This is a genomic window from Kitasatospora sp. NPDC058115 (assembly GCF_042884635.1).
Classification (GTDB): Bacteria; Actinomycetota; Actinomycetes; order Streptomycetales; family Streptomycetaceae; genus Kitasatospora.
This window is the reverse complement of the sequence record NZ_JBHVTL010000032.1, coordinates 1-18,420: the sequence shown is the minus strand read 5'-3', so window position 1 is coordinate 18,420 and position 18,420 is coordinate 1. Positions and strand designations below refer to the sequence as shown.

Sequence of the window (18,420 nt, the reverse complement as noted above, 5' to 3'; positions counted from 1 at the left end):
ACCATCGGCGGGTGACCCGAGAACTCCGAGTCCCCCGCTTCCTCGCGGCACTGCCGGCCCCGGTCCGGTGGCTGGCGGTGCCGACCGCGCTCGCCTGCACCGTCCTCGTGCTGCTCGGCAGCTGGGGCGCGCCCGCCGAGCAGAAGGTCGAGACGCCCGAACCGCGCGGCAGGGCCGCCGAGTACTGCCGCGCGCTCCAGGCCGCGCTGCCGCAGGAACTGCTCGGCCACGCCCGCAAGGACCCGTCCCCGGCCTCCCCGTACGTCGCCGCCTGGGCGTCCTCGCCGCGCATCGTGCTGCGCTGCGGCGTGCCGCACCCCGAGGGGCTGGTCGACGAGAAGCAGGCGGAGATCGCGCCGACGATCAACGACGTCACCTGGTGGCCCGAGCCGCTGGCCGACGGCGGCTACCGCTTCACCGCCACCCAGCGCGCCGCCTTCGTCGAGGTGACCGTCCCCGGCGGGGCCGCCGGCAATCCGCTGGACGCCGCCGCCGCGCTCTCCGACGTGGTCAAGGCCGCCATCCCCTGACCGCGCCCCGGCGCGAACGGAGGGCGGTCCCGGGGTTCCGGGGCCGCCCTCCGCCGCTGCCTACGGTCAGCGCAGACCGGTCGGGCGGCGCAGCGCCGCCTTCAGCAGCCGGTCGATCAGCTCCGGGTACGACAGCCCGCTGGCCTCCCACATCTTCGGGTAGGCCGAGATCGGGGTGAAGCCGGGCATGGTGTTGACCTCGTTGACCATCCAGCTGCCGTCCTCCAGCAGGAAGAAGTCGACCCGGGCCAGGCCCTCGCAGCCGAGCGCCTCGAACGCGGCGATCGCCTGCCGGCGGATCTCGGCGGTCTCCTCCGCGGAGAGCTCGGCCGGGATCCGGACCTCGGAGGAGTCGATGTACTTCGCGTCGAAGTCGTAGAACTCGTAGCCGCCGCCGACCAGGATCTCGGCCGGGACGCTGGCCCGCGGGCCGTCCTCGAACTCCAGCACCGCGCACTCGATCTCGCGGCCGGTGACGCCCGCCTCGATGATCAGCTTGGGGTCGTGCCGGCGGGCCTCCTCGATCGCGGCGTCGAGGTCGGAGAGGTCCTTGACCTTGGTGATGCCCATGCTGGAACCGGCCCGGCAGGGCTTCACGAACAGCGGCAGCCCGAGGCCCGAGGCGCGCTCGCGGACGGCGGCCCGGCCCTCCTCGGTCTCCCACTCGCGCGGCCGGACCACGGTGTACCGCCCGACGCCCAGGCCGTGCGAGGCCAGCAGGCGCTTGGTGAACTCCTTGTCCATGCCCGCCGCGCTGGCGAGCACGCCGTTGCCGACGTAGGGCACGCCGGAGAGCTCCAGCAGACCCTGAAGGGTGCCGTCCTCGCCCCACGGCCCGTGCAGCAGCGGGAAGACCACGTCCACCTCGCCGAGCACCTTGGGGGCGCTGCCGGGCTCGCTCCAGACCACCTCGCGGCTGCCGGGGCCGAGCGGCAGCGCGACCTGGCCCTCGGTCGACTCCGCGACGTGGGAGACGTCCGGCAGCCTGCCGTCGGTGATCGCCATCCGGGCGGGCTCGTCGCTGACCAGCGCCCAGCGGCCCTCGTGGGTGATGCCGATCGGCAGCACCTCGTACGTGTCGCGGTCGATCGCCTTCAGCACGCTGCCCGCGGTCGAGACCGAGATGGCGTGCTCGGAGCTGCGGCCGCCGAACACGACGGCGACCCGCGGCTTCGTGGACGGGTTCTGGGAGGTCTGTTCGATGCTCATATCGCGACGAAGGGTACCCCGAGGCCGGGGCCGCGGGGCCGACCGACCCGGGGCGGCGCCTCAGTGCCGCTCGGGCTTGGCCGAGCGGGACATCAGCGCCTGCAGCGCCTCCTGGGTGGGCCGGCCGTTGTGGACGACGTCCACCACCGCCTCGACGATCGGCATGTCGACGCCGTTGCGCCGGGCCAGGTCGAGCACCGACTCGCAGGACTTGACGCCCTCGGCGGTCTGCCGGGTGGCCGCGATGGTCTCGGCGAGCGACATGCCCCGGCCCAGGTTGGTGCCGAAGGTGTGGTTGCGCGACAGCGGCGAGGAGCAGGTCGCCACCAGGTCGCCCATGCCCGCCAGCCCCGCGAAGGTGTACGGGTCGGCGCCGAGCGCCAGCCCCAGCCGGGTGGTCTCGGCGAGCCCGCGGGTGATCAGCGTCGCCTTGGTGTTGTCGCCGAGCCCCATGCCGTCGGCCATGCCGACCGCCAGGCCGATCACGTTCTTGACCGCCCCGCCGAGCTCGCAGCCGATCACGTCGGTGTTGGTGTACGGGCGGAAGTACGGCGTGTGGCAGGCCGCCTGGAGCCGCTTGGCGACCGCCTCGTCGGTGCAGGCGACCACACTGGCGGCCGGCTGCCGGTTGGCGATCTCCCGGGCCAGGTTCGGGCCGCTGACCACGGCGATCCGCTCCGGGCCGACCCCGGCGACCTCGCCGACGACCTCGCTCATCCGCTTGGCGGTACCGAGTTCGATGCCCTTCATCAGGCTGACCAGGACGGTCTGCGGCTCCAGCAGCGGCGCCCAGGCGGCCAGGTTCTCGCGCAGCGTCTGCGAGGGCACCACCAGCACCGCGAAGTCCGCGCCGGCCAGCGCCTCGGCGGGGTCGGTGGTGGCCCGCACGGAGTCGGGCAGCCGGACGCCGGGCAGGTAGTCCGGGTTGGTGTGGGTGGCGTTGACGGCGTCCGCCAGCTCCTGGCGGCGGCCCCAGAGGGTCACCTCGCAACCGGCGTCGGCGAGGATCATCGCGAACGCGGTGCCCCAGGAACCGGTGCCGAACACGGCGCAGCGGGTCACTTGGCGTCCTCCCCGTGCTCGTCGGCGCCCCGGGCCCGGCCCGGCCTGCGGGCCGCGGCGGCGGCGGCCCGCTTGCGGGCGGCCTCGCGCATGTCGTACCGCTCGGCGGGCGGCTCCTCGCCGCGGATGCCGGCCAGCACCTCGGTGATCGCCGCCATGATGTCCTCGGTGGCGTCGCGCAGCACCTGGGCGGTCAGTTCCTGGCCCCGGTACTTGCTCAGGTCGACGGCCGGTCCGGCCGCCACGGTCACCCGGTGGCGCGGGAAGAGGTTGAACCTGCCCTTGCCCGAGGCGCCCTTGCCGTACGGCGGGATGATCTCGTGGGCGCCCCAGTGGGCGACCGGGATGACCGGCGCGCCGGTCATCAGCGCCACCCGGGCGACACCGCTCTTGCCGGTCATCGGCCACAGGTCCGGGTCCCGGGTGAGCGTGCCCTCCGGGTAGAACTGCACGCACTGCCCCCGGTTGACGGCGTCGATGGCCGCCCGGAACGCCTGCGCCGCGTCGGTCGACTCGCGGAACACCGGGATCTGGCCGGTCTTGCGGAGCATGAACCCGATGAACGGGACCGAGAAGAGCGAGGACTTCCCGAGGATCCGCGGCGGCCGCCCGCTGTTGTACTGCCAGTGCGCGTACACCACGGGGTCGATGATCGAGTTGTGGTTGACCGCGGCGATGAAGCCGCCCTCCTCGGGGAGGTGCTCCCAGCCCCGCCAGTCCGGCTTGACCAGGGCGGTCGTCACCGGTTTCACCAGCACGGCCGCAAAGCGGTACCAGAAGCCGTAGTCGGCGTTGCCGAAGCCGGCGTACGAGCGGCGGGCCACCCCAGGTCCTCCTCTGTCCGTGCGGCACGCTGGGGTGCCGCGGTCGATCTCGCGTCCGCGGCCTCTCGGTGCACGGGCGCGGAACAGTCTCGCCCGACCGCTCACCGGCTGTCGAGCAACCCCGCCCGCCCTCCGCACGGGCGTGATCAAACGCACGTCCGCACAGCTCGGACGGCCTGGCGAGGGCTCCGGGACCGGCGTCACAATGACGCCGATGACCCAGGACACCGTACGCCCCAGCGGGCCCGTCGCGCCCGCCGCACCCGCCGCCGGCTGGTCGCTGGTGCTGCCGCTCAAGCGGCTCGCCCGGGCCAAGTCCCGGCTGGCCCCGTTCGCCGGCCCGCACCGCCCCGACCTGGCGCTCTCCTTCGCCCTGGACACCGTCACCGCCGCCCTGGCCGCACCCGGGGTCGGCCGGGTGCTGGTGGTCACCCGGGACGCCGGGGCCGGCGCCCGGCTGGCCGCGCTCGGCGCCCTGGTGGTCGACGACGAGCCCGGGGGCGGCCTCAACGAAGCCCTGGCGCACGGCGCGGCGGCCGCGCTGGTCCTCGCGCCCCGCGCGCCGCTGGCCGCGCTCTCGGCCGACCTGCCGGCGCTGCGCCCCGCCGAGCTGGGCCGGGTGCTGGGCGCCGTGCCCGCGGCCGGCCGGGCCTTCCTGCCGGACGCCCCGGGGCTGGGCACCACCCTGCTGGCCTGCGCCCCCGGCAGCCCGCTCGCTCCCGCGTTCGGGGAGGGCTCGCGCGCCCGGCACGCGGCCGGCGGCGCCCGCGAACTGCGGCTGCCCGGCGTGGAGTCGGTCCGCCGGGACGTCGACACCGGCGAGGACCTGGCCGAGGCGCTGGCGCTGGGCGTCGGCCCGCACACCACCGCCCTGGCCGCCCGGCTCGGGTACCGGCCGGTGCTGCGGGCCCGCTGAGACGGACGGGGGCCTGTCGGCGGCCCTCGCTATGCTGCTGCCATGCAGGCCACCGCGTTCACCTTCGACCCCGCCACCCGGGCCGGCTCCGTGCTGCTCGACGACGGGACCCCGGTGCCGTTCGACGCGGCCGCCTTCGACGCCGGCGGCCTGCGGCTGCTGCGCCCGGGCCAGCGGGTGCGGATCCGCACCGAGGGCGGCGGCAACGCCCGCCGGGTGGTCTTCCTGACGCTGCAGACCTTCCCGGACCCGGCCGCGGGCTGATCCCGGGCCGCCCTCCGCCCCCGCGCCCCCCGGCCCGCCACCGGCCCGTTCCCGGGAAATCCCGGAAAAGCGGAGAGCCGTGGCACCGCCCTTCCCGGAATTCCGGGGGAGGGCGGCACCACGGCTCCCGAAGGCCGTCCGGCGAGGACGCGCGGTGACTACTTGGCGGAGGTCTTGCGCGCGGTGGTCTTGCGGGTGGCGGTCTTCTTCGCCGGCGCCGTCTTCTTGGCCGTGGCGGTCGCCTTCTTGGCGGTCGCGGTGGTCTTCTTGGCGGCGGCCGTGGTCGCCGTCTTCTTGGCGGCGGCCGCGGTCTTCTTGGTCGCGGTCGCGGTGGTCTTCTTCGCGGCGGCGGTGGTGGTCTTCTTGGTGGCGGTCGCCTTCTTGGCGGCGGCCGTGGTCTTCTTCGCCGGGGCGGCGGCCTTGGTGGCGGTCGCCTTCTTGGCGGCGGCCTTCTTGGCCGGGGTCGCGGCGGCAGCGGCGGCGGCGGTGGCGGCACGCTTGGTGGCGGCCCGCTTGGCGGCCGGGGTCGCGGCGACGCCGCTCTTGCCCGGGGTGAGGGAGCCCTTGGGGGCCTTCTTCACCGAGGGGCCTTCCTTCGGCAGCTTCTTGGCGCCGCTGACCAGGTCCTTGAAGCCCTGGCCGGGGCGGAAGCGCGGCACGGAGGTCTTCTTGACCTTGACCTTCTCGCCGGTCTGCGGGTTGCGGGCGAAGCGCGCGGAGCGCTCCACCTTCTCAAAGGTGCCGAAACCGGTGACCGAAACGCGGTCGCCGGCCACGACGGCGCGCACCATGGTGTCGAGCACTGCGTCGACGGCCTCTGCGGCAGCCTTGCGACCGCCCAGCTGCTCGGCCACCGCTTCGACAAGCTGAGCCTTGTTCACGTCTTCCCCTTCGGAAACGGGCGCCGGATGATTCCATCCGTTCATTTCGCACGTTAGGTATGTATCTGCGGACTTTCAATTACCAAACGCGCGAATCACCCTAGTGTCGCAATGGATTTGCGCGTCGGCGACCTCAGTCGACGGGCGGGCGCCCCTCGTCGAGGTCCTGCACAAAGCGACTCAACCGCCGCGCCGCCTCCGGAAGATCGCGCTTGGCGGTCTCCGTGACGATGAGCAGTTGACGGGTGAGAGCGGTCTTTGCATCGGCAGACACGTTCAGCGCATGCACGCGGTCGTGAGCTTGCTTCAACCGCTCGGCCACAAGCGCGAAGAGCGCTGCGACTTCCGGGTCGTCCGGCCCCTCAGCAGGTGAGGTTGCGGCGTCCGGCCGATCGTCAATTCGGCGTTCGGATCCCCGGCCCGTGGACTCCGGTGACGCGGGTTGGCCGCCCGCGTACGGAGGTTCATGGTGCCGGTGCATGCACTGATTGTGCCATCTACGCGCAGTTGTGCATGCTGCGGGGCCCTCCGTCGCAAAACCGAATCCCCAATCCGGGGGCACCGGACGGGCACAACTCCTCGCCCGGAACGGCGGATGGCCCGCCCCCCCGAGGGGGAGCGGGCCATCCGGCGGTTCGTCAGAATGCTTGTTCAGAACGGGATCTCAGGCCACCGGCAGGGTCCGCGGCTTGAACGCGGGGCGACGGGCCTCGAACGCGGCGATGTCGGGCTCGTTCTGCAGGGTGATGCTGATGTCGTCCAGGCCGTTGAGCAGCCGCCACCGCACGTTGTCGTCCAGTTCGAACGGCGTGCTCACGCCACCGGCGCGCACCTCGCGGGCCTCCAGGTCGACGGTGATCTCGGCGGCCGGGTCGGCCTCGGTCAGCTCCCAGAGCCGCTCCACGTCCTCCTGCGGGAGGACCACGGTCAGCAGGCCGTTCTTCAGCGAGTTGCCCCGGAAGATGTCGGCGAACCGCGAGGAGATCACCGCGTGGAAGCCGTAGTTCTGCAGGGCCCAGACCGCGTGCTCGCGGGAGGAGCCGGTGCCGAACTCCGGGCCGGCCACCAGGACGGTCGCGCCCTGGCGCTCGGGGCGGTTGAGGACGAAGGACTCGTCCTTGCGCCAGGCCTCGAACAGCCCGCCCTCGAAACCGGAACGGGTGACCTTCTTGAGCCAGTGGGCGGGGATGATCTGGTCGGTGTCGACGTTGCTGCGGCGCAGCGGCACGGCCCGGCCGGTGTGGGTGGTGAACTTCTCCATGCTGCTCAGACCTCCACGGCGGCGTCGGCCACCAGATCGGCGGGGGCCGCCAGGCGGCCCAGGACGGCGGTCGCGGCGGCGACCTGCGGCGAGACCAGGTGGGTGCGTCCGCCCTTGCCCTGACGCCCCTCGAAGTTGCGGTTCGAGGTCGAGGCGCAGCGCTCGCCGGGGGCGAGCTGGTCGGGGTTCATGCCCAGGCACATCGAGCAGCCCGCGTGCCGCCACTCGGCGCCGGCCGCGGTGAACACCTTGTCCAGGCCCTCCTCGACGGCCTGCAGGGCGACCCGCACGGAGCCGGGGACGACCAGCATCCGCACGCCGTCGGCGATCCGGCGCCCGCGCAGCAGGTCGGCGGCGGCGCGCAGGTCCTCGATCCGGCCGTTGGTGCAGGAGCCGACGAAGACCGCGTCGACCTTCACCTCGCGCAGCGGGGTGCCGGCCTCCAGGCCCATGTAGGCCAGGGCGTTCTCGGCGGCGATCCGCTCCTGCGGGTCGGCGAAGGAGGCCGGGTCCGGGACGGCGGAGCCGAGCGGGGCGCCCTGGCCGGGGTTGGTGCCCCAGGTGACGAACGGGGTCAGCTCGGTCGCGTCGATGAAGATCTCGTGGTCGAAGACCGCGTCCTCGTCGGTGACCAGGGTCTTCCAGTACGCGACCGCGGCGTCCCAGTCCTCGCCCTGCGGGGCGTGCGGGCGGCCCTCCAGGTACGCGAAGGTGGTCTCGTCCGGGGCGATCATGCCGGCCCGGGCACCCGCCTCGATGGACATGTTGCAGACGGTCATCCGGGCCTCCATGGAGAGGCTGCGGATCGCCGAGCCGCGGTACTCCAGAACGTAGCCCTGGCCGCCGCCGGTGCCGATCCTGGCGATGATCGCCAGGATGAGGTCCTTGGCGGTGACGCCCTCGGGCAGCTCGCCCTCGACCGTGATCGCCATGGTCCGGAACGGGGCCAGCGGCAGGGTCTGGGTGGCCAGCACGTGCTCGACCTGGCTGGTGCCGATGCCGAACGCCAGCGCGCCGAAGGCGCCGTGGGTGGAGGTGTGGGAATCGCCACAGACGACCGTGGTGCCGGGCTGGGTCAGGCCCAGCTGCGGGCCGACCACGTGCACGACGCCCTGCTCGACGTCGCCCAGCGAGTGGATCCGGACGCCGAACTCGGCCGCGTTCTTGCGCAGGGTCTCCAGCTGGACCCTGGAGACCGGGTCGGCGATCGGCTTGTCGATGTCCAGGGTCGGGGTGTTGTGGTCCTCGGTGGCGATCGTGAGATCGGTGCGGCGGACCGTGCGCCCGGCCAGCCGGAGGCCGTCGAAGGCCTGCGGGCTGGTCACCTCGTGGAGCAGGTGCAGGTCGATGAAGAGCAGGTCGGGCTCGCCCTCCGCGCGCCGGACGACGTGGTCGTCCCAGACCTTCTCTGCGAGTGTCCGTCCCATCGGGTTCCCTCCAGCCGGCCGCGTTGCCGGCCTTCTCTGTGTCGTCGAGGTCAAAGCTGTCGCCGCCCCTGTGCGGCACGCGTCGCGCGCCCTGCACGCCGGATCGGTGTCCACGATGCGGACGGCTCGACGGAGCCGCATCCTGGAGTTCTCCCGGGCTGCTGCATCCAGAGTGGCGCTTTTCGCCGAAGATTGAACTTGCGTCTCGCGGAATGAGACTGCAGTCTTAGGGCATGGACAACTCTAGCGGCGTCGGCGTTCTCGACAAGGCCGCTCTGGTGCTGAGCGCACTGGAGTCGGGCCCCGCCACGTTGGCGGGGCTGGTCGCCGCCACCGGTCTGGCGCGCCCCACGGCCCACAGACTCGCCGTCGCACTCGAACACCACCGCCTGGTCACCAGGGACATGCAGGGACGTTTCATCCTCGGTCCCCGCCTGTCCGAACTCTCCGCCGCGGCGGGCGAGGACCGGCTGCTCGCCACCGCGGGCCCGGTCCTCACCCACCTGCGCGACGTCACCGGCGAGAGCGCACAGCTCTACCGCCGGCAGGGCGAGATGCGGATCTGCGTCGCGGCCGCCGAGCGGCTCTCCGGTCTGCGGGACACCGTCCCGGTCGGCAGCACCCTGCCGATGAAGGCCGGCTCGGCCGCCCAGGTCCTGCTGGCCTGGGAGGAGCCCGAGCGGCTCCACCGCGGCCTCCAGGGCGCCCGCTTCACCGCCACCGCGCTCAGCGGCGTCCGGCGGCGCGGCTGGGCCCAGTCGATCGGCGAGCGGGAGCCGGGCGTGGCGTCCGTCTCCGCGCCGGTCCGCGGCCCCTCCAACCGCGTCGTGGCCGCCGTCTCGGTCTCCGGCCCGATCGAGCGCCTGACCCGTCACCCGGGGCGACTGCACGCCCAGGCCATCATCGAGGCCGCCAACCGCCTCACCGAGGCCCTGCGCCGCAGCTGACCCGGACCGTTACCCCGGACCGTTCCCCCACCCCCGTTCCCCCACTCCCCCACCGGAATGCGAAAAAGGCCCCGCTCGATGCCGAGCGGGGCCTTTCGGGTCGGCCGGACTCCCGGCCCGGGAAAACAAAAAAGACCCCGGGAACCGGGGCCTTCCTTTTCTGGCTGGGGTACCAGGACTCGAACCTAGACTAAATGAACCAGAATCACTCGTGCTGCCAATTACACCATACCCCAACACAAAGCAATCAGCCGATGAGGAGACCCATCGGCTTCGTGCTTCGGTACCCCCGACCGGATTCGAACCGGCGCTACTGCCGTGAGAGGGCAGCGTGCTAGGCCGCTACACAACGGGGGCTTCCTGGCGGTTCCTCGCGGAACCAGTACCCCCGACCGGATTCGAACCGGCGCTACTGCCGTGAGAGGGCAGCGTGCTAGGCCGCTACACAACGGGGGCTTTCCAGGTGATCCCTTGCGGGATCCGTACCCCCGACCGGATTCGAACCGGCGCTACTGCCGTGAGAGGGCAGCGTGCTAGGCCGCTACACAACGGGGGCTTGATCTTGAATTGTCCGGTCCGGAAGGACCGGGGTACTGCGCTGGGGTACCAGGACTCGAACCTAGACTAAATGAACCAGAATCACTCGTGCTGCCAATTACACCATACCCCACCAGAGTTGAACCCCTGTCGGGGAGCCGCTCGGGCTTGCGCCTCCCGCTCCGGCTCCGGCGGGGGGCTTTCGCTCCCTCGTCGTTGCCCTCCCGGGCGGCGCAGAAAGAACATTACCCGACGTCCGCCCCGGCTCCAAAATCGATAACCCCAGGCAGCGGGCAGGGGGCCGTCCGGTGACGTCCGGGGAGGCCGCGGGCCCGGTGCGCGACCGGGCCCGCGGGCGAGGTCAGGCCCCCGGAAGGGCCGCCAGCGCGGCGTTCAGCCGGCGCAGCGTCTCGGGGCGTCCGAGCAGCTCCATCGACTCGAAGAGCGGCGGGGAGACCCGCCGCCCGGTCACCGCCACCCGCAGCGGGGTGAAGGCGAACTTCGGCTTGATGCCCAGGCCCTCCACCAGGGCCTCGCGCAGCGCGGCCTGGATCGGCTCCGGGGCGAAGTCGCCGAGCGCCTCCAGGGCCCGCACGCTCGCCTCCAGCACCGGCTGGACGTCCGCGGTGAGCACCTTGGCGGCGTCCTCCGGATCGACGGCGAAGTCCTCGGGCGCGACGAACAGGAAGCCGGCCATGCCGACGATCTCGCCGAGCACCACCATCCGCTCCTGGGTGAGCGGCGCCACCTTCGCCAGCAGCTCCAGCTGCGCGTCGGACGGCTCGGCCGGGAGCAGGCCCGCGGCCCGGAGGTACGGCACCAGGCGGCGGACGAAGTCCTCCGGGGCCAGCCGGCGCAGGTGCTCGGCGTTGATCGCCTCGCACTTCTTCAGGTCGAAGCGGGCCGGGTTGGCGTTGACCCTGGAGATGTCGAAGGCCGCGACCAGCTCGTCCACGGTGAAGACGTCACGGTCCTCGGCCAGCGACCAGCCGAGCAGCGACAGGTAGTTGAGCAGGCCCTCGGGGATGAAGCCGCGCTCCCGGTACAGATTGAGCGAGGCCTGCGGGTCGCGCTTGGAGAGCTTCTTGTTGCCCTCGCCCATCACGTACGGCAGGTGGCCGAAGCGCGGGGTGCTCCCGTCGCCGACCCCGATGTCGGCGAGCGCCGCGTAGAGCGCGATCTGGCGCGGGGTCGAGGAGAGCAGGTCCTCGCCGCGCAGCACGTGGGTGATGCCCATCAGGGCGTCGTCCACCGGGTTGACCAGGGTGTAGAGCGGCGCGCCGTTGGCCCGGACGATGCCGTAGTCCGGGACGTTCTCCGGTTCGAAGGAGAGCCGGCCGCGCACCAGGTCGTCGAAGGCGATCGTGGTGTCCGGCATCCGGAAGCGCAGGACCGGCTCCCGCCGCTCCAGGCGGAAGACGGCGACCTGGTCGTCCGTCAGGTCCCGGCAGTGGCCGTCGTAGCCGGACGGCCGGCCCGCCGCGCGGGCGGCCTCGCGGCGGGCGTCCAGCTCCTCGGTGGAGCAGTAGCAGTGGTAGGCGTGGCCCGCCTCGTGCAGCCGGCGGGCGACGTCCGCGTAGACGTCCATCCGCTGCGACTGGCGGTACGGCGCGTGCGGGCCGCCCACCTCGGGGCCCTCGTCCCAGTCGAAACCGAGCCACTTCATCGCGTCGAGCAGCTGCTCGTAGGACTCCTCGGAGTCGCGGGCCGCGTCGGTGTCCTCGATCCGGAAGACCAGCGTGCCGCCGTGGTGGCGGGCGAAGGCCCAGTTGAACAGGGCGGTGCGGACCAGGCCCACGTGCGGGTTGCCGGTCGGGGACGGGCAGAAGCGCACCCGCACGCCCGGCGCGTCAGCCACGCTTGACCACCGTGTTGGCGAGGGTGCCGATGCCCTCGACCGTCACGGCGACCTCGTCGCCGACGGTGATCGGCCCCACCCCGGCGGGGGTGCCGGTGAGCACGACGTCGCCGGGCAGCAGCGTCATGGCCTCGGAGATGTGCACGATCAGCTCGGCCACCGAGCGGACCATCAGCGAGGTGCGGCCGGTCTGCCGCAGCTCGCCGTTGACCGTGCAGGTGATGGCGAGGTCGGACGGGTCGAGGTCGGTCTCGATCCACGGGCCGAGCGGGCAGGCGGTGTCGAAACCCTTGGCGCGGGCCCACTGGCCCTCGCGCTGCTGGACGTCGCGCGCGGTGACGTCGTTGGCGCAGGTGTAGCCGAGGATCACCTCGGGGACCCGCTCCAGCGGCACCTCGCGGCACATCCGGCCGATCACCACGGCGAGTTCGGCCTCGTGCTGGACGTCCGAGGAGAACGGCGGGTAGGCGATGCTCTCGGTCGGGCCGATCACCGAGGTCGACGGCTTGAAGAAGGTGAGCGGGACGTCCGGGACGGTGTTGCCCAGCTCGGCGGCGTGCGCGGCGTAGTTGCGGCCGACCGCGACGATCTTGTTGGGCAGCATCGGGCTGAGCAGCCGGACGTCCTGGAAGCGGTAGCTCTCGCCGGTCGGCTGGGGCTGGCCGAACGGGTGGCCGGCCAGCGCGTGGACCACCAGCGAGTCGGGCCGGGCCGGGTCGCCCTCGACCACACCGAAGGAGACGCTGCCGGCGGCAGGGCTCCCTTCCCGGACGGAAAACCTGGCAATGCGCACGACTGGGCTACCCCTCGTTCGGACGGCCGCCCGGGGCGCGCCCCGGGCGCTGGCGGGCGCCGCGTCCACGTCGGACCGGGCCCGCTCGATCGCTGCCCAGGCTATCGCGCGGGGCCCGGCCCGGCCCGCCGCGGCCGCCTCGCGCCGAAAACGGACGGGCGCCGCCACCGGAGGTGACGGCGCCCGTCCGGACGCGTGCGGAACGCCTCAGGCCTGCGGGACGTTCACCGCCGGGGCGGTCATCAGCTGGGTGCGACGCGGGTTGGCGGTCGAGGACGGCAGCTCGGCCGCGTAGGTCGCGACGTTCTCGGGCCCGCGGGCGCCGGGGATCTGGCCGAAGTCCTCGACCGAGGCCAGCGTGGTCCGGCGCGGGTTCGCCGTGGAGCGGCTGGTCAGCGGGGACGTGGAGGCCGTGTTCGGCTGGGACATCTCGTCAGCACCTCAAGGTCGCGGCCGGACCACCGACCGCGGTCGGCACCCGGCCTGGAGTGATTCGGGGAGATTCTGGGCAGGCTGTACGGGGCCGTGCTCCGGATACAGCCAGGTTACGGATCTCTTTCCACAGTCACCGTGACCAAAGCTACACATTCATCTGTGATTTTCGTCACAAATCACGGAACATATCTCAGATATCCGACATATCGCTTCATCGCCCTTTACCGGCATATCGGAAATATCGGGCATACCCGAAGCTCCGCCCATCATGTTGATCTCGGGTCGGCTTGGCATGCATCCGACGAGTGTCCGAAAAAGGCGGTATTCCGGTCCGTTTACCGCACAGTCGGTGAGAACCCGCGCGCGGTGCGTAGTGCCGTCCGATGTGTCCCGTCCGCCCTTGTTGGGATTCCCCGGCTGTGCTGGAATGCCACGGACCGTGGGTAGGGAGCTGTCCACCCCGGTGACCCGCTCTCCCGGACCGGCCGGGGTGCGGATGGAAACTCGACACCGTCCAGGCCGTGGCGACGCGGCGGGACGCCCGGTCCAGAGGTTGCGACGCCAGTGCAGGGACGTTTCAAAAGGGGTAGCGGCGCCGCGGGTGACCCGGAGTCGCGTGAGCCCGTGGCAGCCCCCCAACCGGCGGCGGCCCCCGGCAGCCCGCCCGAACCGGCACCCGACGTGATCGGCCGGCCCGAGGAGGACGGTCCGGAGCGGCAGTCGAAGCGCGGCAAGCTCCGCAGCTCCCTGACCCGCCGGCGCGCCAAGGGCATGAGCCGTCTCGCCATGCGCAACTGGCGGATCCGCAGCAAGCTGATCGCCCTGCTCGCGCTCCCCGTCCTGGTCGCGCTCGTCCTCGGTGGCCTGCGCATCCAGACCTCGCTGGAGACCTCGCAGCAACTGGCCCAGATGGCCAACCTCTCGGACCTCGCCAAGAAGGCGACCGACCTCGCCAACGCGCTGCAGAACGAGCGCGACATCAGCGCCGGTCCCATCACCGCCAAGCCCAACGCGCCGCTGGACGACGACATCGTCGCGGCCCGCAAGGTCACCGACGACCTCAGCCGCACCTTCACCGCGTCCTCGGACAAGTTCGAGAACCTGGAGCTCTCCGGCGGCAAGGCGCTGCTCGTCCAGATCCGCAAGGACCTGAACGCCGTCTCCGACGCGCGCAGCAACCCCTACCAGAACAACCAGAACATCCAGAGCACGATCACCGCGTACGACGTGATCATCCGCGACCTGCTGGCGATCACCCAGGACATCGCGCTCGCGTCCAACAACCGCGAGCTGGTCCGCGCGACCCGCGCCCTGCAGCAGTTCTCGCTGGCCAAGAACACCACCTCGCAGCAGCGCGCGCTGATCAGCGCCGCGCTCGCCAACCCCGGCGGCCCGGACCTCAGCCTGAGCGACGAGTCCTTCGGCATCCGGCTGAAGGCGTCCTACGACAACGCGCTCACCGGCTTCAACAACATCTACACCTCGCACGACCTGGACAACCTGCGCGGCCAGCTGAGCTACAACTCGGTCGTCGCGGCCGCCGACCGCTACGCGCGCTCGATCCTCCAGCAGAGCGGTATCCACCAGAGCGAGGCCGTCAGCTACAAGGCCTGGTACGAGCAGTCCACCGCCAAGATCTCCGCCGAGCGCCGGATCGAGTCCAAGCTCATCGAGGACCTCGACGGCAAGGCCCAGGAGCTCCAGTCCCAGGCCGACACCGAGGCGCTGATCATCGGTGCCGCCGTCGCGCTGGTGCTCCTCGTCGCCCTCGGCGGCGCCGGTCTGATCGCCCGCTCGATGGTGCGCTCGCTGACCCGTCTGCAGTCCGCGGCCGAGGACGTCGCCGAGCGGCGGCTGCCCGAGCTGGTCAAGACCCTCTCCGAGACCGACCCGCACGACGTGGACGTCACCGTCGAGCCGGTCGGCGTCGACTCCGCCGACGAGATCGGCCACGTGGCGCACGCCTTCGACATGGTGCACAGCGAGGCCGTCCGCCTCGCCGCCGAGCAGGCCCTCCTGCGCGGCAACATCAACGCGATGTTCACCAACCTCTCGCGCCGCAGCCAGGGCCTCATCCAGCGCCAGCTGTCGCTCATCTCCGAGCTGGAGAGCCGCGAGGCGGACCCGGACCAGCTGGCCAACCTCTTCAAGCTCGACCACCTCGCGACCCGCATGCGCCGCAACGGCGAGAACCTCCTCGTCCTCGCCGGTGAGGACCCGGGCCGCCGCTGGACCCGCCCGGTCCCGCTGGTCGACGTGCTGCGCGCCGCCGCCTCCGAGGTGGAGCAGTACGAGCGCATCGAACTCGCCGCCGTGCCGTCGGCCGAGGTCGCCGGCCGCGTCGTCAACGACCTCGTCCACCTGCTCGCCGAGCTGCTGGAGAACGCCACCTCGTTCTCCAGCCCGCAGACCCGCGTCCGGGTCACCGGCCACGCGCTGCCGGACGGCCGGGTGCTCGTCGAGATCCACGACACCGGCATCGGCCTGAGCCCGGACGACCTCGCCGAGATCAACGAGCGCCTCGCCAACCCGCCGACGGTGGACGTCTCCGTCTCCCGCCGCATGGGCCTGTTCGTGGTCGGCCGGCTGTCCCTGCGTCACGGCATCCGCATCCAGCTGCGTCCCAGCGACTCCGGTGGCACCACCGCGCTGGTCATGCTCCCGGTGGACGTCACCAACTCCGCCGACCGCCGCGGCCCCGGCCGTCCCGGCGGCCAGGGCGGCGGCCAGCCCAAGCAGCAGCGCGGGGTCACCCCGACGCCGCGCCAGCAGCGCCAGGTCCCGGCCGGTCCGGGCGGGCGCTCCGGCGGTCCGGCGGCGCTCGGCCAGGGTCCGGCGGGCGGCGCCCCGCAGCAGGGCCGGCCGCAGCTCGGCCAGGGCGGTCCCGGCCCGTCCGGCGGTCCGGGCGGCCAGGGCGGTCCGAACAACCAGGGCGGTCCCGGCGCGGGCGGCGGTCTGCCGACCCGTCAGGTCGGCCAGTCGCTGCGCGAGACCCCGCCGCCGCAGGGCGGTCTGCCGCAGCGCACCCCCGGCCAGCAGGCCCCCAACCAGCCCGGCCCGAACCAGCAGGCCCCGAACCAGCAGGCCCCGAAGCAGCAGGGCGGTCTGCCGCAGCGCACCCCGGGCCGGCAGGGCCCGGGGCAGCAGGGCGGCCCCGGCGGCCTGCCCCGCCGCGGCCCGCAGGGCGGCGCTCCGCAGCAGGGTGCCCCGCAGCAGGGCGGCCCGGCCGGCGGTCTGCCCGGCCGGCAGCGGCCGCAGGGCGACGGTGTCCCCGCCGCCCGCGGCGGCGAGCAGCCGCAGCACGGCTGGGCCGACCCGTCGGGCCGTCCGGGTGCGCCGCAGGGCGCCCGCCCGGGTGAGCGTCCGCAGGACGGGCTGCCGCAGCGTCAGCGGCCCGGCCAGGGCCGTCCGCCGCAGGGCGCACAGGGTCCGCAGGGTCCGCGCGGTCCCCAGGGGCCGCAGGGCCAGGGCGGCCGCCCGCAGCGGCCCGCGCCGGACGACCGGCAGCAGCAGACCCAGCCGCTGCCGCAGGTCCAGCCGGCCCCGCCGCTGCCCGCGGCCGAGTCCGGCCCGATGGAGAGCACCCAGCAGTTCGCCCGCCCCCGGTTCGAGGCCAGCGACATCGACCCGCGCGACCCGCTGGGCCTCGGCCTGGTGGAGCCGGTGCTGCCGACCATGCCGAACCCGGCCCGTCCGGAGCAGGCCGGCCGGCCGCAGCCGCCGCAGGCCCCGCAGCAGCCGGTCCAGCAGCAGCCCGTCCGGCAGGAGCCGATGGCGCTGCCCACCGGGCCGTCCGACGGCGGTGCGCCGGCCGGTCAGGGCCGGCCGCGCGAGGAGGGCCGCCCGGCCCAGCAGCAGAGCCGGCCGCGGCCATACCAGCCGCGCCGCCCGGGCACCACGGCCCCGGGCCACTCGGAGCAGGCGCCCGCCCCGCAGGCCCAGCCCCAGCAGCAGGCCCCGCAGCAGGCTCAGCAGCAGGCCCCGCAGGCCCAGCAGCCGCAGCCCGGTGACGCCCCGTGGCGCCCGTCGGCCAACGACGAGCGCTGGCGCCGTGCCGAGCAGGTCCGCGAGCCGTCGACCAGCGGTGTCACCATGTCGGGTCTCCCCCGGCGCACCCCGCAGGCCAACCTGGTCTCCGGGACCGCCGAGGCGTCCCCGCTGACCGGCCCCCAGGTGTCCCGGGCCCCCGAGGAGGTCCGCGGCCGTCTCACCAACCTGCGCCGCGGCATCCAGCAGGGCCGCCGGGCCGGCGCCGAGCAGGCGGCGGGCCAGGGCCAGGGCGGCCGGCCGCAGGCCGACCAGGGGCAGGGCGCCCGCGGCCAGGGGGAACAGGCCGGTTTCCACCATGGTGCCCAGCAGCCCGGGTTCGATAGTTTCGGGGCCCGAACCGACGGCAACGCCGCAGATCATCAGGAGCGTTGAGTTGAATCAGATGAGCCAGGCCGCACAGAACCTGAACTGGCTGATCACCAATTTCGTGGACAACACCCCCGGGGTGTCGCACACGGTGGTGGTCTCCGCGGACGGCCTCCTGCTGTGCATGTCCGAAGGGTTCCCCCGCGACCGCGCCGACCAGCTCGCCGCCGTCGCCTCCGGCCTCACCTCCCTCACCACCGGCGCCAGCCGGATCTTCGAGGGCGGCGAGGTCAACCAGACCGTCGTCGAGATGGAGCGCGGCTTCCTCTTCCTGATGGCCATCAGCGACGGCTCCGCGCTCGCCGTCCTCGCCGCCCCCGACTCCGACATCGGCCTGGTCGGATACGAGATGGCACTGCTCGTCGACCGCGCCGGCGCCGTTCTCACCCCCGCACTCCGCGCAGAACTCCAGGGCAGTCTCCTGCACTGAGTGCACCCTGAGCGGTACATCCCACCCGTCCCACCTCCCCGCCGGGTCCGACCCGACCGGACCCGGCGTTCCACCCTCAGCTACCCTCAGGCAGCTGATCTCGCCTCAGCTGGCATCGCCCCAGCTGGAACCGGCTGCCCCAGGCTGCAGCACAAGGAGGACCCATGACCCCGCCTTCGACACCCGCCGGCTACGGCAACGGGTACGGCAGCGGCTACGGCGGGCAGCAGTCCGACGGCTACGAGCAGCAGCCGCTGGTCCGCCCCTACGCGATGACCGGAGGCCGCACCCGGCCCCGGTACCAGCTCGCGATCGAGGCGCTGATCTCGACCACCGGCTCCGCCGAGCGGACCGGGGGGCTGCTGCCGGAGCATGCCCGGATCGTCAGCCTCTGCCGGGAGGTCAAGTCCATCGCGGAGATCTCCGCCCTGGCCGGTGTCCCGCTCGGTGTCGCCCGCATCCTCGTGGCCGACCTGGCCGAGGCCGGTCTCGTCGCCATCCACCAGCCCGCCGCCGCGGGCGAGTCGGGCGGAACGCCCGACGTCACGCTGCTCGAAAGGGTCCTCAGTGGACTTCGCAAGCTCTAACGCGGCCGCCCCCACCCGCGCCACCACCTCCGCGAAGATCGTC

The 18,420-nt window shown here is 73.0% G+C and carries 17 protein-coding genes and 5 tRNA genes; 7 read left to right on the top strand and 15 right to left on the bottom strand.

Annotated elements, in window-relative coordinates:
- The first annotated feature begins 11 nt into the window (after nt 1–11).
- Nucleotides 12–530 (top strand): DUF3515 domain-containing protein, encoded by a 519-nt coding sequence (locus ACFVVL_RS29320; RefSeq protein ID WP_387680511.1) that lies wholly within the window; start codon nt 12–14, stop codon nt 528–530.
- Nucleotides 531–596: 66 nt separating this feature from the next.
- On the opposite strand, the gene ACFVVL_RS29315 is transcribed toward ACFVVL_RS29320, so the two are convergent.
- The 3 genes from ACFVVL_RS29315 to ACFVVL_RS29305 are packed head-to-tail and all read right to left on the bottom strand — an operon-like array spanning nt 597 to nt 3,625.
- On the bottom strand, nt 597–1,739 hold the full coding sequence (locus ACFVVL_RS29315; RefSeq protein WP_380293500.1) for a D-alanine--D-alanine ligase family protein: 1,143 nt from the start codon (nt 1,737–1,739) through the stop codon (nt 597–599).
- A gap of 60 nt (nt 1,740–1,799) precedes the next feature.
- Nucleotides 1,800–2,801, bottom strand: coding sequence for an NAD(P)H-dependent glycerol-3-phosphate dehydrogenase (locus tag ACFVVL_RS29310; RefSeq protein ID WP_387680508.1), 1,002 nt, complete (start codon nt 2,799–2,801; stop codon nt 1,800–1,802).
- Complete coding sequence (locus ACFVVL_RS29305; RefSeq protein WP_387680506.1) at nt 2,798–3,625, bottom strand: lysophospholipid acyltransferase family protein; 828 nt, start codon at nt 3,623–3,625, stop codon at nt 2,798–2,800. Before ACFVVL_RS29305 ends, ACFVVL_RS29310 begins: the two co-directional genes overlap by 4 nt.
- A gap of 214 nt (nt 3,626–3,839) precedes the next feature.
- Here ACFVVL_RS29305 and cofC point away from each other — a divergent pair, with 214 nt between their 5' ends.
- Nucleotides 3,840–4,541, top strand: a complete 702-nt coding sequence (cofC, locus tag ACFVVL_RS29300; protein WP_380293506.1) for a 2-phospho-L-lactate guanylyltransferase — start codon at nt 3,840–3,842, stop codon at nt 4,539–4,541.
- Between the two features lie 42 nt (nt 4,542–4,583).
- On the top strand, nt 4,584–4,805 hold the full coding sequence (locus ACFVVL_RS29295; protein WP_387680502.1) for a hypothetical protein: 222 nt from the start codon (nt 4,584–4,586) through the stop codon (nt 4,803–4,805).
- A 158-nt stretch (nt 4,806–4,963) separates the two neighbouring features.
- On the opposite strand, the gene ACFVVL_RS29290 is transcribed toward ACFVVL_RS29295, so the two are convergent.
- The 4 genes from ACFVVL_RS29290 to leuC form a co-directional block, all read right to left on the bottom strand.
- Nucleotides 4,964–5,686 carry an HU family DNA-binding protein gene (locus tag ACFVVL_RS29290; RefSeq protein ID WP_380293510.1) on the bottom strand — a complete coding sequence of 241 codons (723 nt, stop codon included), beginning with the start codon at nt 5,684–5,686 and terminating at the stop codon, nt 4,964–4,966.
- A gap of 133 nt (nt 5,687–5,819) precedes the next feature.
- Nucleotides 5,820–6,167: a hypothetical protein gene (locus ACFVVL_RS29285; protein WP_380293512.1), complete on the bottom strand. Its 348-nt coding sequence runs from the start codon at nt 6,165–6,167 to the stop codon at nt 5,820–5,822.
- Between the two features lie 183 nt (nt 6,168–6,350).
- Nucleotides 6,351–6,947: a 3-isopropylmalate dehydratase small subunit gene (leuD, locus tag ACFVVL_RS29280; protein WP_380293514.1), complete on the bottom strand. Its 597-nt coding sequence runs from the start codon at nt 6,945–6,947 to the stop codon at nt 6,351–6,353.
- A gap of 5 nt (nt 6,948–6,952) precedes the next feature.
- A complete protein-coding gene (gene leuC, locus ACFVVL_RS29275) occupies nt 6,953–8,374 on the bottom strand; it encodes a 3-isopropylmalate dehydratase large subunit (RefSeq protein ID WP_380293516.1) in 1,422 nt (473 codons plus the stop codon).
- 233 nt (nt 8,375–8,607) lie between these two features.
- On the opposite strand from leuC, the gene ACFVVL_RS29270 reads away from it, so the two are divergent.
- Nucleotides 8,608–9,321: an IclR family transcriptional regulator gene (locus ACFVVL_RS29270; RefSeq protein ID WP_030306825.1), complete on the top strand. Its 714-nt coding sequence runs from the start codon at nt 8,608–8,610 to the stop codon at nt 9,319–9,321.
- A gap of 161 nt (nt 9,322–9,482) precedes the next feature.
- Here the strand turns inward: ACFVVL_RS29270 and ACFVVL_RS29265 are convergent.
- The 8 genes from ACFVVL_RS29265 to ACFVVL_RS29230 all read right to left on the bottom strand — a co-directional run bounded on the left by ACFVVL_RS29265 (nt 9,483) and on the right by ACFVVL_RS29230 (nt 12,938).
- A tRNA-Gln gene (locus ACFVVL_RS29265) sits at nt 9,483–9,557 on the bottom strand.
- A gap of 48 nt (nt 9,558–9,605) precedes the next feature.
- Nucleotides 9,606–9,678, bottom strand: a tRNA-Glu gene (locus tag ACFVVL_RS29260).
- 26 nt (nt 9,679–9,704) lie between these two features.
- Nucleotides 9,705–9,777, bottom strand: a tRNA-Glu gene (locus ACFVVL_RS29255).
- A gap of 27 nt (nt 9,778–9,804) precedes the next feature.
- A tRNA-Glu gene (locus ACFVVL_RS29250) sits at nt 9,805–9,877 on the bottom strand.
- 42 nt (nt 9,878–9,919) lie between these two features.
- Nucleotides 9,920–9,991 (bottom strand) — tRNA-Gln (locus ACFVVL_RS29245).
- Between the two features lie 228 nt (nt 9,992–10,219).
- Nucleotides 10,220–11,716: a glutamate--tRNA ligase gene (gltX, locus tag ACFVVL_RS29240; RefSeq protein WP_387680496.1), complete on the bottom strand. Its 1,497-nt coding sequence runs from the start codon at nt 11,714–11,716 to the stop codon at nt 10,220–10,222.
- The gene (locus ACFVVL_RS29235; RefSeq protein ID WP_387680493.1) at nt 11,709–12,509 is read right to left on the bottom strand and encodes a fumarylacetoacetate hydrolase family protein; all 801 of its coding nucleotides are present in this window, start codon (nt 12,507–12,509) and stop codon (nt 11,709–11,711) included. Before ACFVVL_RS29235 ends, gltX begins: the two co-directional genes overlap by 8 nt.
- A gap of 207 nt (nt 12,510–12,716) precedes the next feature.
- Nucleotides 12,717–12,938: a hypothetical protein gene (locus tag ACFVVL_RS29230; RefSeq protein WP_387680490.1), complete on the bottom strand. Its 222-nt coding sequence runs from the start codon at nt 12,936–12,938 to the stop codon at nt 12,717–12,719.
- Between the two features lie 630 nt (nt 12,939–13,568).
- Here ACFVVL_RS29230 and ACFVVL_RS29225 point away from each other — a divergent pair.
- From ACFVVL_RS29225 to ACFVVL_RS29215, 3 genes are all read left to right on the top strand, one after another.
- Nucleotides 13,569–17,366 (top strand): nitrate- and nitrite sensing domain-containing protein, encoded by a 3,798-nt coding sequence (locus ACFVVL_RS29225; protein WP_387680487.1) that lies wholly within the window; start codon nt 13,569–13,571, stop codon nt 17,364–17,366.
- Nucleotides 17,367–17,376: 10 nt separating this feature from the next.
- Nucleotides 17,377–17,790: a roadblock/LC7 domain-containing protein gene (locus ACFVVL_RS29220; protein ID WP_030312881.1), complete on the top strand. Its 414-nt coding sequence runs from the start codon at nt 17,377–17,379 to the stop codon at nt 17,788–17,790.
- A 164-nt stretch (nt 17,791–17,954) separates the two neighbouring features.
- Complete coding sequence (locus ACFVVL_RS29215) at nt 17,955–18,377, top strand: DUF742 domain-containing protein (RefSeq protein ID WP_387680484.1); 423 nt, start codon at nt 17,955–17,957, stop codon at nt 18,375–18,377.
- Nucleotides 18,378–18,420: the final 43 nt, after the last annotated feature.

Bases quoted from the DNA above. Each gene is read 5' to 3' on its own strand.
- ACFVVL_RS29315 (WP_380293500.1), bottom strand. From the start codon at position 1,739: ATGAGCATCGAACAGACCTCCCAGAACCCGTCCACGAAGCCGCGGGTC.
- cofC (WP_380293506.1), top strand. From the start codon at position 3,840: ATGACCCAGGACACCGTACGCCCCAGCGGGCCCGTCGCGCCCGCCGCA.
- ACFVVL_RS29295 (WP_387680502.1), top strand. From the start codon at position 4,584: ATGCAGGCCACCGCGTTCACCTTCGACCCCGCCACCCGGGCCGGCTCC.
- ACFVVL_RS29285 (WP_380293512.1), bottom strand. From the start codon at position 6,167: ATGCACCGGCACCATGAACCTCCGTACGCGGGCGGCCAACCCGCGTCA.
- leuD (WP_380293514.1), bottom strand. From the start codon at position 6,947: ATGGAGAAGTTCACCACCCACACCGGCCGGGCCGTGCCGCTGCGCCGC.
- leuC (WP_380293516.1), bottom strand. From the start codon at position 8,374: ATGGGACGGACACTCGCAGAGAAGGTCTGGGACGACCACGTCGTCCGG.
- ACFVVL_RS29270 (WP_030306825.1), top strand. From the start codon at position 8,608: ATGGACAACTCTAGCGGCGTCGGCGTTCTCGACAAGGCCGCTCTGGTG.
- ACFVVL_RS29230 (WP_387680490.1), bottom strand. From the start codon at position 12,938: ATGTCCCAGCCGAACACGGCCTCCACGTCCCCGCTGACCAGCCGCTCC.
- ACFVVL_RS29220 (WP_030312881.1), top strand. From the start codon at position 17,377: ATGAGCCAGGCCGCACAGAACCTGAACTGGCTGATCACCAATTTCGTG.
- ACFVVL_RS29215 (WP_387680484.1), top strand. From the start codon at position 17,955: ATGACCCCGCCTTCGACACCCGCCGGCTACGGCAACGGGTACGGCAGC.